Below are 15,985 nucleotides of genomic sequence, written 5' to 3'. Positions count from 1 at the left end.
AAGCCTCCCCGTGAAGGGAGGCGTAGAGGAGATTAATCAGGAAAAATGATAGCCGCCCGAAGGTTTGGGAGGAGTGGGGTTTTCGGTTTGTTTAAAATCAGTGAGTTGCGACTTCAATCCTTTCGTCATGCCAATCGACTGAAGGGATTGCTGCCTGAGTCCGACGTCTTCCCGCATACTCGGAGGCACCAAGGTAAACGAGTCGCCGATTTCATAATAAGGCATGGCCCGCTCATCCATAGAATAGCCTGATTCCACGGCGTTAATGGCATGATAATCCAATAATCGATTATACATTTCCCCCACTTCCAGTACGGAATGATGGCCGCCATGAACAATGGTGCTGCACAAGGTGGAGGACACCGTTTGCGCAATGGAAGGATCAAACCCACTCTGGTTAAACGCGCCGATATCCTGCAAAGCAATCAAGGTGCGGGCGGTGGTGCCTGAGGCAGTTGCCACCAGAGGCAGTTTACCGGGGCTTCCGCCCATTTCAGCCAGGGTTTCGATAAAGGGTTTAGGGGGCATCAATTCCTCAAGGGTGACTGGCCTGTCCAGTGGCACACGATAAAATGTCAGTTTATCGCTTAGGGTTTTCATCTCCTTTTTAAGCTCGGCAAGTCTTGCTTCCATGCCGGAGGTGTCGTGGAGAAGGGATTGTGCTTCTATTTCCACTTCAAGCGTGTCATGCCGCTGTTTGACATCCTGATAGGACTTAAGCAGCACCTGAACCCGCAACATCGTATCGGCACCGGCAAACGCTGATTTTCCCGCAACATGCACCCTTTCATGACCAGGGAGTATGGGATTTTCTTTCGGCACCAGGTCAACCCCCAATTCTCTTCCTATACCAAAGGTTGTGGCAATTTGATCTTTCTGTCCCACTTCCTTGCGCGTCACACGGATGGCTAATTCTTCCGGTGTTGGGAAGATATTGCTTTTAATCTGGTTGAACTTTTCTGAGTGCAGGCTATTTAATTTTTCGACATAGCAGAAACTGCAGTCTGTCATGGCCTTCATTACCCCGGCGAGTTTTTCCTCGTCATCCACCTCCGTAATGTACTCACCACTCAGACGCGTCGCCAGAATCTCTAACAATTCCAGCTTTTTAGCCCTTGACCCCATGATCTCGCCTTTGGTCAATTCAGGCATGGCTCCACCCCATTGCATCCCTTCTTTGGAATGTTCGGTGGCGAGAAATTCGATGGTCTGGTTTTCTTCTTCCGTTAATACCGAACCTTCTTTTAATTTGCCAATGATGGGTGCTAATACTTTATCGGACAACTGCACAGCGACAAAAGCCAAGGTGCCTTTGACCTGCGGAGAGCGGGATGACTCCATTAATAAAGCACGTGCGAACGTGCTGTCGTGCTCGGGCATGTACATGGCTTCCTACCTTTCCTTCATCCGTGTACAAAAAGTATAGCCAATTTGTTTATTCTTTGTTTTTTTAGTATTTTGTGTGGTCAAATGGGGTGATTTATGGTACAATTTTCGGCCAATTTTACTGGCAGGAGTCCGCTATGCATCCCTTTGTCGCAGCTCAACTGGACGAATTAAAAAAAGGACATTTTCCGAAAAATTACCGGATAGATTTGAGTTATCGCGCACTTGGCGACAGCGAAATTGAAGCACTGGCTCAGGTTTTAAGCGCACCGCAAAACGGTGAAACCATCACGTACAATTTAAGTCATAACGCCTTCACAGCGGCGGGTATTGAAGCGCTTTGCCATGCCTTGACGACCCTGACATTCTCCTCCCCTTTGGTTTTTGATCTGTCCCATAATCAATTGAATGATGAAGCGCTTCGCTGTTTAGCCAAAGCGCTGGCAAGTGGTCAGTTTCCACCGTTCATAACCTTCAAGCTCGGCTATAACCGATTTTCTGCTGACGGTGCCCAATTCATTGCCGCCGCGCTCGCCTCCGGTCATTGCCCGACAGATTTAACCCTTGATTTTGAGGGTAACCGCGCCTTTTCAGAGGCCGCTGCTGCCCATTTCGCCCAATCACTGGCGTCGAAACGTTGGCCGAAGCGATTGACGCTTGGCTTAAAAGGCACCGACATGAAAGATGCCGGCATGACCCAAGTCGCTGAAAAACTGGCTTGCGGCCCCGAACAATTGACCCTGAACGTCAGTTTCAATGGGCTTACCTCCAAAAGCATGGGCACGCTCGCTAAAACCTTACCGTTTGCACCCCATGATTTAACACTTAATCTGAGCAGCAACAGCATTCGCGATGAGGGGGTGAATGCTCTCGCGGCCTCGCTCCAAGCCAACGGCTATCCCCTGAAGCAAACACTTATCCTTGATTTTAACGGCTTAACTGACGCAGGGGCACACAGCCTGGCGGCAACACTCACTCAGGCAAGCCCTAAACACTGCCTCGCGTTAAGCCTGGCCGGCAACAACCTCACATCCCATAGCACAACGGCTTTTTGGCAACTATTAAAGCGTGAATCCTGCCCACCATTGGCGCTTAATTTTAAAAATAATCAACTTAGCCTTCTTGGCGTCAAAACACTGGCCATCACCCTTTCAACCGCAAAAATCGCAAACGGCACGGTGATTAACCTCGCTAAAAATAAGTTAAAAGACAGTGATTTGGCTGCGCTATGGCCGGCGTTGACCTCCGAAACCTGCCCTGCCCGTTTGACCCTGAATTTAAGTGAGAATGGTTTAACCGGGGATACTCTGAAAAGCCTCCTTGGGCGTGTTGAGCGATTTCCGACAGGATTGACCCTCGATTTAAGCAACAACCGATTCAGCGAGGAAGACAAAAGGGAGTTAGTTGACGGATTAAGGAAAAAATGGATTCCTGTCGGGTGTCGTATTCTGCTAAGTAACAATCCAGAGTCGCCGGAGCAGGTCGAGCTCAATCAGTTGACGCAGGCATCGTTCCACAGTGCCCTGGCGTTTTTGACTGTCCTCCAGGGGCATGCGCAGGATCATGCGCTGTCCCGTTTACCGGTTGAAATCATCACCACCATTTTTTCAGACTGCGTTGTGCATGAAAGCCCGGCCAGTGTGACCAAACTCCACCGGTTGGCCGCTCATCAATTGCTGAGTATTTACCGCAAACGGGAGCAGAGCAAGGCTGGTTTTTTTCCTGTATCGGAAAAAACAGAACCAATGGATGACGTATCAGTCAGAGTAGAAGTTGACTTAAAACCATATGCAGGGATAAACCATTGATACGTACTGGTCATATTTTATTCATTCATGTTATTCTAATCCCATCGTTTGACAGGCGAAATGATGAAGCCATTCCTTAGTACACTCATTAAATCCATCCAGGCAGGCAAATTTCCTGCCAACGGAATCATTGATTGCCGCAATCAAAAACTCAACGACGAGGATCTGCAAATCCTTGCGAACGCCTTGCGATCGTCAGCCAATGGCCAGACCATCACGTATAATTTAAGCGCTAACCAATTTTCCGTGCAAGGAATTCAGGCATTATGGCTCGCCCTCTCCAAAGCCTCTTTCTCATCCCCGGTTGCTATTGATTTAACCTTCAATAAACTCGGTGATGGCGCCATTGCTTCTTTAGCTAACCACCTGAAACACTTCCCACCCTCCATCACATTAAAACTTGGACAAAATGCTTTTCGCAGCTTAGCCCCTCTGGCCTTAGTCGTTGCTTCGGGAAAATGCCCCAAGGATTTCACCCTTGATTTGTCCGGCTCCCCTGTTTCCCTAACAGCGGTCACTCAATTAAATACCCTGTTATCCAAAGCATCTGACAATTTAACGCTGAATTTAAGTAGCACCAGCCTGAAAGACGAAGGCGCCATCAAGCTTTTCGAGGCGTTTGACAGCCCGAAGTACCCTAAAAAACAAACCATCATTCTGCGTTTTAATGGCTTGACGCCACGCAGCAGCTGGGCAATGACCAAATCTCTGGAAAAACTTGACTCCCAGCATCAGTTGAGTCTTGATTTTGAGGGCAATCGACTGGCCTCCCAGGGTCTTCAAACTCTTTCAATCCTGTTGGCGAAACACAACGCCCCGCTGTTAACCTTGAGTGTCAAAGACAACGACATCAATGCCGTGGGTATCGAGGCATTGGCTAAGGCCTTGTCTTCAGGGAATGTGCATCGGGGAACCTGCATCGATCTCAGTAAAAATCGCTTGGATGATGATGCGCTTAAAACGCTGTGGGACGCCTTGCAATCGGGAAAATGCCCAGCGAATTTAACCCTCATCCTCAATCAGAACAGCCTAGGCCAGAAGACGCTCAGCACCCTGGCGCAGATAGCCTATCGGTTACCCAATGGCTTGAGGGTCAGCCTGATTGGCAATGCATTCAGCAAGAAGGATCTCACCGGGTTTATTGAAAAAATCCAGAACCGATTGCTTCCTTTCTCATTGCATGTGGATATTGGGGCTAAGGACTACCCTGACGAACAAAAGGAAATTAACAGGCTGTGCCAGCTTCCTCTGCAGACGGTGGTCAATTTTTTAGTTATCCTGCAGGGACAAGCCCAGGCCAATAGCCCATTAAGTGTTTTCTCTGATGAAATCATCCGCCATATTTTCTCATTCGTAGCCACGGTGGACAATCCAGCGAAAATTGCCAAACTTCACGATAGGGCTTTTTATAAGTTAAATAAAATTTATACCAGCCGCAAGCATCACTCAAATGAATTCTTTTCTACCGCGCCCAACGCTGAAGAGGGAGTCAGGGACGACAAGGCTCAGGGCAACGAGGTTCAGGAGCGTCTGTCAATGGAGTTAAAAACCAAGCCGAGTTAAAGGCACTCTGGAATCATCGCCGGGAGGGAAGTATGATACATGCAACCCTTTTCAACCGAGGAACCGGCGAATGATTCCTGCCAAACCGACGCTTCAAACTGTACGTGAATTTACTATCCTTGGCCTGTCGGTTCGCACCGACAATGCCAGTGAATTCAATCCATCCACTGCGAAACTGCCTGCCTTGTGGCAACAGTTGCATCAGCAAGCCTGGGTTAAATCAGGCCATACCGGCCTTTACGGGGTGTATTCTGATTACGAGTCCGACGTCAATGGCGCCTACACCGTGACGGCGGGGGTTGCCCTTTCAGATCATCCAGCCCCCGAGCCCACACTCGCCAGAATAACGATACCCCAGGGCTCTTACCTGGTGTTTAGCAGTCAAGGAGCGATGCCCCAGGCGATTATTCATGCCTGGCAATCGGTTTGGGCATACTTCGCAGCCAATCCAGGCCACCGACGCACCTACCAGGTTGATTTTGAGCATTATTCCGGGCCACTTGAATGCGCCGTCTACATTGGCGTTCAGAACACGTAACCGCTTGGGAAAGATTTGAGCAATTGCAAACGGGGTTGTATTTTGGGATTTTTCGCAGTGTATGCACAGACTTATCCACAGATTTTGTGGATAATACTTTTAAGGTAACAAAAAATGGGGGTATAAAAATCCATACAGGGGCTGAGTTTTTAAATTGTGGTAAGCAAGACGTCGACTAAAAACACCGGAGTGCTCAAAAAAATATCCACAGGTTGTGGCAGGGAGTGGATCCAGCAGGAAGATACCTATCGTACCAAATTTTTAATAAAAAAACAGGCTTGACAGCCAATAATCCGCAAACAAATCACCGTAAATGACGCCGCTTTTGGTAAAATTTTGTATAATTATAAAGTGGCGTCTTGGATAAGGATGATCGATTGCGTCGCACCGGTGTGATAACTCTGACTATTTTACTTGCCTTGGTCGGGGCAATCCTGCCTCTTGGCACTGCGTTTTATTTATCTTTCATCCGTGCAGTACAACTGGAAAAAGACTACCTGGCTGACATCAGCCAACGTGCCTTAACCCGTGCCTTCATTACGTTTGTTCAAGCCAACAGCGCGCTGCAATCACTGGCCAACACCCCGGTTAAAGAGCCCTGCTCACCAGCTCATATTCATTTAATGCGTCAAATAACGCTGGATAATCGCGTCGTTGAAGAAGTGGGCTATTTTAACAAAGACAGACTGATATGCACAACCTGGGGACCGATACGCGGTAAGTTACGTCCATTCTCTGCCGATTACATAACCGCTTATGGTGTCGAGGCGTCGTTTGATGCCCAATCCTTACTTAATGATCGCGAACATTTCATCGCGCTTAAGTATAAAAATTATCAATTCCTCATCGAGCCGAAGCGTTTCGTGGATATTATCGTCGATCCGGACATTCAGATTGCCATTGTGACGCGTAAAGGCCAACTGCTTGGGCAACTCCATAATCCTGATCCGACCCTTATTAAACACCTGCTGACTCAGTATAAAGAAAACCAGATCCATGGTTCGATGGCGGGCTATCTGGTTGGAATTGCTCAAAAAAGCCAGTTTTTGGTGTTTTCGCTTGAACCCAAATCCCGTGTCTATGACAATTTCAAGCAGACGCAATTGTTTTTTCTTCCCTTCGGGCTGCTTATCGCGCTGTTTGTGATTGGTATGGTTGTTTACTATTCCCGCCAGCGCCTTTCCCTGCTCGGTGAACTCGCGGTCGCCATTGAAAATCATGAATTAATAGCCCATTACCAACCCATTGTTGACTTAAAAACAGGCCAATGCATCGGGGCTGAAGCTCTGGCCCGCTGGCGACGTCCTGACGGCTGGATGGTTAAACCGTATCTTTTCATTCCTCAGGCCGAAGACAGCGGCTTGATTTTAGGCATTACGGATAAAATCATTGAAGCCATCATTGAAGAACTTGGGCCCTTTTTATCCGCTCATCCGTCCCTGCACATATCCATTAATTTAAGCCCGCGCGATATTCAAAGTGGACGTATTCTGGATGTGCTTCATGACAAACTGAAAGGCACCGGTATCCAGGCGAGTCAGGTATGGCTTGAAGCCACCGAGCGCGGCTTTCTTGAAGCGCAATCAGCCAAAGAAACCTTAACACGCGCCAGAGAAGCCGGGTACATTGTGGCGATTGATGATTTTGGTACTGGTTATTCAAGCCTGTCTTACCTGCAGAATTTTCCACTGGATATCTTAAAAATTGATAAATCATTCATTGATACCATTGGCATTGACGCCGCCTCCAGCAGCGTCACGCCCCACATCATCGAAATGGCAAAAACCTTGAATCTTGCAGTGGTCGCTGAAGGAATCGAAAAGCCGGAACAAGTCGATTACCTTGTTCATCGTCACGTGGAGTTCGGGCAAGGCTGGTTGTTTTCAAAGGCGCTGTCTGCGGAGGAGTTTATCGCGTTTTGTGAAGCGCATTCCTAAGGCAGTTACCCCGAAAACGGGTAACTGCCTCCACTGCCTCAGCGACCGTGAGAATGCGAATGCGAATGAGAGTGCCCATGATGGTGGTGCTGATGCACAGACGGTTGAACGACAACTGTCGGTGCCGGCGGAAAAAAGACCGGGGTATGGCCATGCTGATGCTGGTGCTGATGCTGGTGCTGATGCTGGTGCTGGTGCGTCGGTAGGCCATGAGGCTGGTTCTGTCCATGCCCATGCGTGAAAAAAGTACCTTGATGGGGGTGTTGATGACTCATTCATTATCCTTACAAAGTTAATCCCATGACCACTATGCCTTTATTCTAAAAAATACGCAAACACCCTGTCACCCAAAGGATTATTTATCGTTTAAAATTCATGCAATTGCCTCTGTTTTGGGCATTTTTTACAATCATTTCTATACTTAGTGGGAATAGAAAAAAAGGAGATGTCATGAAGACACAGTCAATCCGCCGTACCCCGTTGCTGTCTGCCTTATTGCTTGGCAGTGCATTGATGCTAGGCTTTGCCTATTCCTCCTCAACGCAGGCCGCACAGGGCTGTGGGTTTGGTTATCACATGACGGCTTTTGGACGCTGCGTTCCCAATAGCCCAGGCCCCTGGGCAAGACCTGTTCCGGGACGTCCCGATTGCTGGATCAATGCCCGAGGTTTTCTACGCTGCTGGCGTTAAGCTTAAATCCAGCGCCGATTCAGGCGCTGGGTTTCATGAGGTTAATGGAAATCCATCGACAGGCGATAGACACACTCAGGGCTTACTACCGTTTCAGTCGGGGTTGCTTTTTCTCCACAAGCCTGTGCGAGTTTATACGCACCATAGCACAACACCATCATTCCGGCTAAAGGCAGTGAAACAGCCGCCACAGCAATCAATGAGGCGGTAAAGACAACATTAAAAAGGAAGGCGTCGACAAAAAGAGCAAATGCGTCATCCTGCCTGGCCTTTAATTCAGCTAATGGCTGAATTGCGTCAAGGCCACTGCGGTGGTTTGATTTTTCACGCAAGACCCGTGTGGCGGCCTGCCGGTATTGTTTAAACTCATTGGCTGAATTGTACATGGCATTACCCACCATACCCAACACCGCCAGAGCGCCCAGCAGAACCGGATTGACGGTCAGCAGGGTCATCGCAAACACCGTGCAAAGCAGGACTGCGGCAACCAGATTAAACACATGGTGGTCGCATTGGACTTGCCACTCATCGGCAAGCAGGTTGATCTGGCGATGAATAAGCGCGGCCTCCCAAGCGGTGATGTCCTCTTTCTTTTTAATCGTTAATTCCTGTAGACGCTGGCAATAATTTTTCATCTCAATGAGCCAACTGACCAACAGCATCACCGCATCCATCCCGAGGCATATCAAACTAAGGCGGGCAGCGGCCGGGGCTGACAAGTTAACCAACTCCCGGTAATTATTAATAAAATTCATACTGGTCCACATGGAATCATCCATCAGGGTATAAATGCGCTTTTCACATTCCTGCAGGAACACTTTTTTGAGCGACAGGGTGTCATCACCGGCGGCATGAATCAGGTGCTTAATGAAAGTGGACGTATTAATCAGTAAGCGCAAACCGCTTAAAGCCACACTGGAAACCCGCAGCACCCCCTGCGTTTTCTCCAGGACCTGCATGACCTCAGAAACCCCGCAGTAAACCCCCAGCGTGTGATTAAATCGCATTAACTCGGATGAAACCCCCGAGGCCACCGCAAGGCGGATCATCTGATTGGCAAGTGAACGGCTGGTATTCCAATACGATCGTGCCGCAATCAGGCGGGCTAAGTAACTGCGAAACCGCGCGGAACTTTTCACTGTTTTCCCCACGGAAACGGCCGTTTTTTTAAGCGTCAGCCACGGCGATGAAGGGGATTGATCCACCCGTTTTTCATGGTCCTCCGGTGTTTTTTCTGAAACAAAATCGTCTTGAATGAACCGGGTAATGGTCTGCCTTTTCAGGCGAATTGTTTCCAACTCGTTGGCGACGTAATCGGCCGTATAATAACCCATTAAAATTTGGCTTAGATAGTCGAGGTAGAAAACCATTTCCTGATGGTTTTTCATTAACGATTGGTTAGCGATAAACAGCGAATAAAGACTTGAAAATTCAAATCGCAACTGATTTAGATTAAAGTCATCGATAAATGAAAAAGGGGGTGGCTGACTGGCTTTAAATGATTGGTTGAAGAAACCCTGTCTGATAAGACCAATCCTTGACATAACCGATGATTATCCCTGGTAAATCCGTTACCCTCTCACTTATAACATGCCCCTGCCCATAAACCAATCCTTCACCGATGAAGCCTGCCACAAGGCAGGCTTTACAACAAGTTAATGACTATTGCGATAAAATTGAACACTGACTTCCGCGCTCATACCGGGACTTACCGTCAACGTACCGCTGGCATTGCCGGTGCTTTCGCTGAAATGACCATTGAGACTGCCGTATTCTGTTTGAATAGTTACCACGCCATCTCGGCAGGTGCCAGTCAATTGGCGGGTCGTGTGACTGGGGCATATAAAACTGCCGGAATCTTTATCCACTGTCAATTCAATACTGAACTGGCCATTGTTGTTTACCGCACTGACCCGACCGGCGCCATGATAATGGCACTCGCCAGTCAACCAGCTCGACGCCATGCCCTTTCCAGCCCAGTTTCCGGCAATGTGCTCACACTGGTTCGGCGAACTGGAGTAAAAAGTAAAATCGGCATAGGACCAATTAGCCAGCGACATCATTGCCATAAATCCTATTATTCTGTTTCGTTTCATAATCCTGCCTTGAATTGCAATATCAGTCATACCAACGCAAAGGGTTTGCGCTTGGATTAAACGCGATGATTATTACCTTATAAGGCCATGAAATGCAATGAAAAAACAGAAGCTTCCTGCTTTTTTAACAACAGGAGGTACCTTGAAATCGACACAAAATGCCCCATCTTCCATTAAGACAAGAATAACATTCCAATGAGAAACCATGCGTGCCCAAAGACCAGAAGACATTCTACCTGATGCGGAAAATTATGCCTGCTACAACAACATGAACGTCAGAAAAGGCACCGTGGCCGCGGTGCTGCGTAATGCGGAAATCATGGCCAGCCCTTTAAGCAGTGAAGCCGAAAAGCAAGCGGCTTTGGCAATCATTACCGAGTTAGCTCCTGGCCTGGTTGCCCTTGGGGTTCATGAACACCTGATTTTTAAAAATCCTGCCATTCAGCAGACAGTGGACCAGGCCGCCGCAGCCATGCGAAAATAACCTGGCCATAATGGCTGAGTGGCTATAAATCAACCAGAACGTTAAATCCGCCATACGCCATGCGTTGGCAATCAAACAGCTCGCCAAACTCCTCGATGTTTTGTTTGATGCGTGGATCGTCCATGACCCGCTTGTTGACTTCATCCCGATGTTCTCTGGATTTAAAGACAATGTAGGAAAAAATGACGACTTCATTGGCTGAGGCCCCAGCCAGCTTGGGGAAGGGAACCATACCCTCAGCCGAGGTATCGTCTGCCACGCACTCACGAAAGGCCAAGGCACCGTGTTCCATCCATAGTTCCCCCGCGGATTTGGCCATGTTGCGATAGGCTTCGATTTTATCCGCAGGAATAGGTAAAACAAATCCATCCACGTAGTTCATGTTTTTCTCCCTGATTTCACCTCTTTTTAAAGATAGCTCAGGATACCCATTGACGGCCTTTTGATTTTTGAACCATTATGTATATAAAACAATCAAATTAACAGGACGAAAGATGCCGCGGCTTTTTACTCTGGGCCATTCAACCCATCCCCTCGCAGAATTTATTGACATTCTGCACCACCATGGCATTACTCAGGTGGCTGACATTCGTACGGTGCCGCGTTCCCGTCACGTGCCGTGGTTTAATCAAGCGGAACTGCGTCAATCCCTGGCCATGGAAGGCATCGCCTACATCCATTTGCCACGATTGGGCGGATTGCGTAAAACCTCGCCTGATTCCATTAATACCGGGTGGCGAAACGCCAGTTTTCGCGGTTTCGCTGATTACATGCAAACCAAACCCTTCTTTCAGGGACTTAACGAATTGCATGCGTTGATTAAAAACCAGCGGGCGGTTGTCATTCTGTGTGCCGAAGCCGTACCCTGGCGCTGTCACCGCTCGCTCGTGGCAGATGCTGAAGTCATTCGCGGCGTTAACGTCATTGATATTCTTGGTAAAGACAGTCTGCGCCCCCATGAATTAACACCGTTTGCAGTGGTAAATAAAACCACTCGACCCTATCAATTTTATTACCCCAAGCCGAACTGATGGCGTCTATACTAAAAGCAAGACACAACGGAATGGACAGACGATGAAATCCATACTCCCCGCCTGCCTGCTGTTTTTTTGCAGCGCAACGCTTGCCGACCCTTACATCGGCGGTTCGTTTCAGGGCGATGCAGGTCATTATGATAACGAGGCCATCGCCAAAATCGTGAATGAGGCCAGCAAGGTATGCACTGACATGTTTAAAGGCGATTTTGAAATCACGCACTGGCTTTACAAACCCAATCAGGATGAAGTCTACCTGACCGGCAATACCAGCCGCTGGTTCTATGACAAGGCAGGATGCAGCTACCGCCCAAGCGATCATTCCGCAACGGGCAGCCAATACCCTGCCCCACCCAATTTTTGGGGTGATTATGAAAAATTTTCCACAAAAAAGGACAGCACATAAACGCCTTTCCCTGCGTGTATGCCATACTTAAAGGGATAGCCTATTAACTGCGGTGGATGTTAGGGATTTTATGTTGTATACAGCAAAGGTGTATGTTGGCGATCGTTTGATTGCGGAAAAAGAAGGCAATGACATCGATAAGCTTTTTGCCTGGATGATTGCCCAGGCTCAAAATGGCTCGGGACGATACCATGGTTCAATTGTGAATAACGACACCCAGGAAGTCATCAGAACGTTTAAAACCAATTCTGTTGAATAATTAAATGCTTTACTTTGGCGCGGCTTTAACTGGCCTCTCCATTTTTTGAATCAATTTATTGACCTCGATGCGAAACACCTGTTTTTTGGGCAAATCCAGACAATCCTGTAAGCCAGCCTGGTTAAGGTAGGCAGGAAGATAAAACAACTCCAATAACCGCTCATCCTTTAAATTTAACTCACCCACATCGTTTAGTCCCTGATTGATGATCATTTCAGCAGCACGGCAACAAACGTAGGTGATGAGGCAATCCCTGAGCGCATTGCCTTCCAGCGGATGGTGGGGAGGAGGCACACCCAGGGGAAGCAACTGATGGCGTATTCCGTCAACAATCTCCTCAGGCAATTGCCACGCCTGGGCTAACTCGCTGCCCACAATGGCCGCATTAAGACCCAACTCCTGCTGTTCTATTTTGGTTCGCTCAAACAGCGAATAATTTTCGATTAAATAATAAGCCAACTGTGGCTTATACGTGATGATGGCCAGGTTGCCAATGTAAGCCAGCAGAGCCCGAGTTCCTAATTCAGCCGCATGACTTAAGCCCAATTGTTTCGCCAGGGGAAATGCGAGAGAACTGGCTAAAAAGCCTTGTGCCCAGATGGTTTTCAGGGCTTGATTAAGCCGTTTATCGGGTGATTGAACATTGGCCTTCATCACGCATTGCAAGGCGATGTTTTTGACCATGTTACTGCCCAAATAAAGAATGGCATAGTTTAAATGCGTTATTTTCTTCGTCAGATAAAATCCACTGGAATTGACAGTACGTAAAATTTTAGCCGCAATTTCTGCATCACTTTTGACCACCTGGTATAGTTTTTCGGGGTTATCCAGATTGCTCGTCAGCGCTTTCAGCAAAGGATGCGGTCGCGGCATGGACTGCGTCATTTTAATGATGTTATCAACGACCTCTGGATGACATTCTGTTCTGGTAATTAAATGGAAAGCCGCCAGTTCAGCGGGGGGCGTTAACACAGGCGGGGGCGCAATGACCGGGGAGACGGGCAACTCCGGTGACGGGATAATCAAGGTGGCTTCCTGCGAAAGAAGAGAGGACGACCGGTAAAGAGGCGATCGGCGGTCACGTTTTTGAGGCTTTGCACTCACATAGAAAATGACTACCAGGATCATCAGCAGGATGGCGATGAAAATCATTTTCTTCTCCTTGGCAATAGGGAGATTTTTTATCAATTTAAACTAAAATTGACAAAAATCCCACTTTTTCCTGCCTCTCCCCTGCCAACGGTTGTTTTAAAACACCTCGAGCATAAAGAAACGCTCAAGGCCTTAGCCGTTTCCCCTCCTCGATGGTATGCCAAAGGAACATGTTGGCGTCGTCGAGTAACTGCAGCATGAATCGAACCCGGTCATATTTTGCCGCTTCTTTCGGTTTTTTCTCCTGTAGAATCTTTATCTGCTCATTCAGCCCATAGCAGGCATCTACCCATGTCCTCTTTCCGCATTCAGCCTCGCGAATGGTTTGCAGCATGTGAGAATCCAGGGCGCTCACCTTTTTTTTATGGCCATCCACAAAAATACTTTTACCCTGCAACGGCTTCAATTTACGCGGCAGGGAAAGAATTTCTTCCGCCACATAATGGGCAATTTTCTGCGCCAGTTTTTCATGTTCTGGTCGACTCACAGCAAAAAAACTACCGTCATTCATAATCCCAAACGCCGGACTATGGCAGCTGTAGAGGAAATTCTCCTTCGGCAATTTGACGTGACCCATCACCTGCAAAACCTGTTGCACAAAATGAACAACATCTCGATAGGAATCATCGTTCTGCGAGTGACTGCCCTGCTCCGGGCCATTGTTGCTGTGAATGACGATGGTCACGTCGTGAACATTCTCTATCGCATAAAAAAAACGGTATAGCGCCCGAATTAAGTTTTTTTGATTAACCCCCATGTTGCGCTCAAAGCGTGAATGAATGGCAGCACGGATATAGTCATCCTCACAACCAATGTGTTCGGTTGCCGAATGATACAGAGCCAGTTTTTTAACTGCCCCGCCCTCGCGATGAATCAACCCAATCCCCACACAGGAAGTCAACTCTGTGGTATAGAGAAAAGGGGTCGTCTTCGCATCGCCTTCGCGATAATGCGGATCAAGGAGGTATTTGACATTCACATAGAAGGGGTTTTCTTCGGTATGGGGAAGCAGTGCAGCGGGTGCGTCTGATCGTTCATGTCGCGATTGCAATAAATCTCTCCCTTAAATAGCTCTCTGTATACCATATCAAAAAACGAATGGGTAAATAATTTTCTTAATCCACCGCTTTTGTCCTATCCTTTAATAAAGGCTCAGCCAAGGAAAAACCATACCCCTGACGAAAGAGACCATGCATCTGTACTATGATCTCACCCCCACGAAAGACAGCGATGGCCTTGTGGTGATGGTGGGCAAAAAAAAATCAACAAACCGTGATGAATCGCATCCGCCCTGCATTTTGTTTAAAGAAGGCTTAGGCGCCAGGGCGGACAGGGATGCTTCCCTCTTACTGCAGGCCACAGGGTTACCCGGGTTTTTACCGGTTATTCATTCCGGCGATAACTATTTTATTCGCGCCGCTTATGACAAACCGTCCAGTAAATGGGCAGCTGTTGAAGGACAGACCGCACGAATCATTGAGGATGCGTTGGACTTGTCATTGGCCATGCTGTCTGTAGGGGTTATCGATAAAGATCGAAAATTCATGAAAGGAAGCGGTGACATTGAATCCAGAAATGCAGTGATTGCCAATGGCCGGGTGGTGTTTTTTGATTTTGAGCCGCAACGGATTATTGATTGGAAAAAACCATTAACGTCGGCTGATGCAGACAGCATCGCCACCTGGAAACTGACGTACGAAACCCTGATTAAATCGCTGGCCATCAACCTGCATTTAAACCAGAAAAGCACCCAGGCCCTCCTGGAGCGATTTTATGGAACGGCCGCAAAAATATTGGCCGATAAAGGCCCTGTAGACATCAAACTATGGCAACAGCTCACAGCCCCTGAGGAAGCCGATTTGGGCGGCAGCTACACGCCGCCGAGCTTAAGCAGTGTCGGCGGTTATGTGCCTCCCGACGGGGGCAGCCGTCCCTTAACTGAACCGAAAGCAATCGCGGTCCCCCCCATAACAGCCTTAGCCTACGCCCCTGTCAAAATGCCGCCTCCCACCGTCGCTGACATTTTTCTAGTCTTAAGCAAGCACCTTCATTCACCTGGCCTGCCGGATGAAGCCATCGTCGATCGCATGGCGAGAATGGCGCATCGCTATGCCAATCATAAAAGTCAAGGCGAACCCAACGTGTACGATGCCCTTGAAAAACTGATTAAAGCGCAAATCCCTCCCAAGGCGCAAGAAAAGGCCATTGGCATGGTCGATGGGGTTAAAAAATTTTTAGACAATGCTTACAGAACCCAACTCCATGATCCCGATGAACTGGGAGCAAGACCGCGTGGCCCCTGGGGCCGCAGCAGCTAGCTCACATTCATTTTGACGCGGCCTGTTTATCAAGGCAAAATGGATTGTTGCTCGGCAGAGATTTAGCATCAGCAAAGGGTGAAACCGATCATGTCATTATTAGCCAAAGTAAAAGAATACTACAGGGCTTCAGCCGAAAACCGTCTCCAGATCCATCTGTTCCTGGGGTTTGTCATTATTCCGGTCATTGGCATGACCCTCTTATACCTTTTTGTTCTCATTTTCTGGCTTTAAATACTCCCTTTACCTTTAACTGATTTAATATTGTGCTAATAATTGCCCTTTATCATGGAGGTCCGGTTATTCTATTCTGA

18 protein-coding genes are annotated in these 15,985 nt (G+C 48.1%); 11 read left to right on the top strand and 7 right to left on the bottom strand.

Features of this window, described 5'->3' with window-relative positions; genetic code table 11:
• Positions 1 to 36: 36 nt before the first annotated feature.
• Positions 37 to 1,386, bottom strand: a complete 1,350-nt coding sequence (locus GH742_RS06765; RefSeq protein ID WP_203456659.1) for a hypothetical protein — start codon at positions 1,384 to 1,386, stop codon at positions 37 to 39.
• A 137-nt stretch (positions 1,387 to 1,523) separates the two neighbouring features.
• Between GH742_RS06765 and GH742_RS06760 the strand changes: the two genes are divergently transcribed.
• From GH742_RS06760 to GH742_RS06745, 4 genes are all read left to right on the top strand, one after another.
• Positions 1,524 to 3,194 (top strand): hypothetical protein, encoded by a 1,671-nt coding sequence (locus GH742_RS06760; protein WP_203456658.1) that lies wholly within the window; start codon positions 1,524 to 1,526, stop codon positions 3,192 to 3,194.
• Positions 3,195 to 3,254: 60 nt separating this feature from the next.
• Positions 3,255 to 4,757, top strand: a complete 1,503-nt coding sequence (locus GH742_RS06755) for a hypothetical protein (RefSeq protein ID WP_203456657.1) — start codon at positions 3,255 to 3,257, stop codon at positions 4,755 to 4,757.
• A 70-nt stretch (positions 4,758 to 4,827) separates the two neighbouring features.
• Positions 4,828 to 5,295 carry a GyrI-like domain-containing protein gene (locus tag GH742_RS06750; RefSeq protein ID WP_203456656.1) on the top strand — a complete coding sequence of 156 codons (468 nt, stop codon included), beginning with the start codon at positions 4,828 to 4,830 and terminating at the stop codon, positions 5,293 to 5,295.
• Between the two features lie 359 nt (positions 5,296 to 5,654).
• A complete protein-coding gene (locus GH742_RS06745) occupies positions 5,655 to 7,232 on the top strand; it encodes an EAL domain-containing protein (protein ID WP_203456655.1) in 1,578 nt (525 codons plus the stop codon).
• Here the strand turns inward: GH742_RS06745 and GH742_RS06740 are convergent.
• Entirely contained in the window at positions 7,204 to 7,467 is a 264-nt protein-coding gene (locus GH742_RS06740; protein ID WP_203456654.1) for a hypothetical protein, read from the bottom strand. The genes GH742_RS06745 and GH742_RS06740 overlap by 29 nt on opposite strands.
• Positions 7,468 to 7,682: 215 nt before the next feature.
• Here GH742_RS06740 and GH742_RS06735 point away from each other — a divergent pair, with 215 nt between their 5' ends.
• The gene (locus tag GH742_RS06735) at positions 7,683 to 7,922 is read left to right on the top strand and encodes a GCG_CRPN prefix-to-repeats domain-containing protein (RefSeq protein WP_203456653.1); all 240 of its coding nucleotides are present in this window, start codon (positions 7,683 to 7,685) and stop codon (positions 7,920 to 7,922) included.
• A 41-nt stretch (positions 7,923 to 7,963) separates the two neighbouring features.
• On the opposite strand, the gene GH742_RS06730 is transcribed toward GH742_RS06735, so the two are convergent.
• Both GH742_RS06730 and GH742_RS06725 read right to left on the bottom strand, forming a co-directional pair.
• On the bottom strand, positions 7,964 to 9,466 hold the full coding sequence (locus GH742_RS06730) for a hypothetical protein (protein WP_203456652.1): 1,503 nt from the start codon (positions 9,464 to 9,466) through the stop codon (positions 7,964 to 7,966).
• A 111-nt stretch (positions 9,467 to 9,577) separates the two neighbouring features.
• Positions 9,578 to 10,018, bottom strand: coding sequence for a hypothetical protein (locus GH742_RS06725; protein ID WP_203456651.1), 441 nt, complete (start codon positions 10,016 to 10,018; stop codon positions 9,578 to 9,580).
• A gap of 205 nt (positions 10,019 to 10,223) precedes the next feature.
• On the opposite strand from GH742_RS06725, the gene GH742_RS06720 reads away from it, so the two are divergent.
• Positions 10,224 to 10,502 (top strand): hypothetical protein, encoded by a 279-nt coding sequence (locus tag GH742_RS06720; protein WP_203456650.1) that lies wholly within the window; start codon positions 10,224 to 10,226, stop codon positions 10,500 to 10,502.
• A gap of 22 nt (positions 10,503 to 10,524) precedes the next feature.
• Here GH742_RS06720 and GH742_RS06715 read toward each other — a convergent pair whose 3' ends face one another.
• Positions 10,525 to 10,884, bottom strand: a complete 360-nt coding sequence (locus GH742_RS06715) for a DUF1428 domain-containing protein (RefSeq protein WP_203456649.1) — start codon at positions 10,882 to 10,884, stop codon at positions 10,525 to 10,527.
• Positions 10,885 to 10,996: 112 nt separating this feature from the next.
• Here GH742_RS06715 and GH742_RS06710 point away from each other — a divergent pair, with 112 nt between their 5' ends.
• From GH742_RS06710 to GH742_RS06700, 3 genes are all read left to right on the top strand, one after another.
• Complete coding sequence (locus GH742_RS06710; protein WP_203456648.1) at positions 10,997 to 11,533, top strand: DUF488 family protein; 537 nt, start codon at positions 10,997 to 10,999, stop codon at positions 11,531 to 11,533.
• 43 nt (positions 11,534 to 11,576) lie between these two features.
• Entirely contained in the window at positions 11,577 to 11,942 is a 366-nt protein-coding gene (locus tag GH742_RS06705; protein ID WP_203456647.1) for a hypothetical protein, read from the top strand.
• Positions 11,943 to 12,012: 70 nt separating this feature from the next.
• Entirely contained in the window at positions 12,013 to 12,201 is a 189-nt protein-coding gene (locus tag GH742_RS06700) for a hypothetical protein (protein WP_203456646.1), read from the top strand.
• Positions 12,202 to 12,210: 9 nt separating this feature from the next.
• On the opposite strand, the gene GH742_RS06695 is transcribed toward GH742_RS06700, so the two are convergent.
• Entirely contained in the window at positions 12,211 to 13,353 is a 1,143-nt protein-coding gene (locus tag GH742_RS06695) for an HDOD domain-containing protein (protein WP_203456645.1), read from the bottom strand.
• Between the two features lie 124 nt (positions 13,354 to 13,477).
• Positions 13,478 to 14,404, bottom strand: coding sequence for a hypothetical protein (locus GH742_RS06690; protein WP_203456644.1), 927 nt, complete (start codon positions 14,402 to 14,404; stop codon positions 13,478 to 13,480).
• A gap of 139 nt (positions 14,405 to 14,543) precedes the next feature.
• On the opposite strand from GH742_RS06690, the gene GH742_RS06685 reads away from it, so the two are divergent.
• Positions 14,544 to 15,671, top strand: coding sequence for a hypothetical protein (locus tag GH742_RS06685; protein ID WP_203456643.1), 1,128 nt, complete (start codon positions 14,544 to 14,546; stop codon positions 15,669 to 15,671).
• 90 nt (positions 15,672 to 15,761) lie between these two features.
• Positions 15,762 to 15,905 carry a hypothetical protein gene (locus GH742_RS06680; protein ID WP_203456642.1) on the top strand — a complete coding sequence of 48 codons (144 nt, stop codon included), beginning with the start codon at positions 15,762 to 15,764 and terminating at the stop codon, positions 15,903 to 15,905.
• The last annotated feature ends 80 nt before the right edge of the window (positions 15,906 to 15,985 follow it).

The sequence above is a fragment of the Legionella sp. MW5194 genome (assembly GCF_016864235.1).
Classification (GTDB): domain Bacteria; phylum Pseudomonadota; class Gammaproteobacteria; order Legionellales; family Legionellaceae; genus Legionella_C.
The sequence above is the reverse complement of the archived record's forward strand: the minus strand, read 5'-3'. Positions and strand labels throughout refer to the sequence as shown.

Bases quoted from the DNA above. Each gene is read 5' to 3' on its own strand.
- GH742_RS06765 (WP_203456659.1), bottom strand. From the start codon at position 1,386: ATGTACATGCCCGAGCACGACAGCACGTTCGCACGTGCTTTATTAATG.
- GH742_RS06760 (WP_203456658.1), top strand. From the start codon at position 1,524: ATGCATCCCTTTGTCGCAGCTCAACTGGACGAATTAAAAAAAGGACAT.
- GH742_RS06755 (WP_203456657.1), top strand. From the start codon at position 3,255: ATGATGAAGCCATTCCTTAGTACACTCATTAAATCCATCCAGGCAGGC.
- GH742_RS06750 (WP_203456656.1), top strand. From the start codon at position 4,828: ATGATTCCTGCCAAACCGACGCTTCAAACTGTACGTGAATTTACTATC.
- GH742_RS06740 (WP_203456654.1), bottom strand. From the start codon at position 7,467: ATGGGCATGGACAGAACCAGCCTCATGGCCTACCGACGCACCAGCACC.
- GH742_RS06735 (WP_203456653.1), top strand. From the start codon at position 7,683: ATGAAGACACAGTCAATCCGCCGTACCCCGTTGCTGTCTGCCTTATTG.
- GH742_RS06730 (WP_203456652.1), bottom strand. From the start codon at position 9,466: ATGTCAAGGATTGGTCTTATCAGACAGGGTTTCTTCAACCAATCATTT.
- GH742_RS06725 (WP_203456651.1), bottom strand. From the start codon at position 10,018: ATGAAACGAAACAGAATAATAGGATTTATGGCAATGATGTCGCTGGCT.
- GH742_RS06720 (WP_203456650.1), top strand. From the start codon at position 10,224: ATGCGTGCCCAAAGACCAGAAGACATTCTACCTGATGCGGAAAATTAT.
- GH742_RS06715 (WP_203456649.1), bottom strand. From the start codon at position 10,884: ATGAACTACGTGGATGGATTTGTTTTACCTATTCCTGCGGATAAAATC.
- GH742_RS06710 (WP_203456648.1), top strand. From the start codon at position 10,997: ATGCCGCGGCTTTTTACTCTGGGCCATTCAACCCATCCCCTCGCAGAA.
- GH742_RS06705 (WP_203456647.1), top strand. From the start codon at position 11,577: ATGAAATCCATACTCCCCGCCTGCCTGCTGTTTTTTTGCAGCGCAACG.
- GH742_RS06700 (WP_203456646.1), top strand. From the start codon at position 12,013: ATGTTGTATACAGCAAAGGTGTATGTTGGCGATCGTTTGATTGCGGAA.
- GH742_RS06695 (WP_203456645.1), bottom strand. From the start codon at position 13,353: ATGATTTTCATCGCCATCCTGCTGATGATCCTGGTAGTCATTTTCTAT.
- GH742_RS06685 (WP_203456643.1), top strand. From the start codon at position 14,544: ATGCATCTGTACTATGATCTCACCCCCACGAAAGACAGCGATGGCCTT.
- GH742_RS06680 (WP_203456642.1), top strand. From the start codon at position 15,762: ATGTCATTATTAGCCAAAGTAAAAGAATACTACAGGGCTTCAGCCGAA.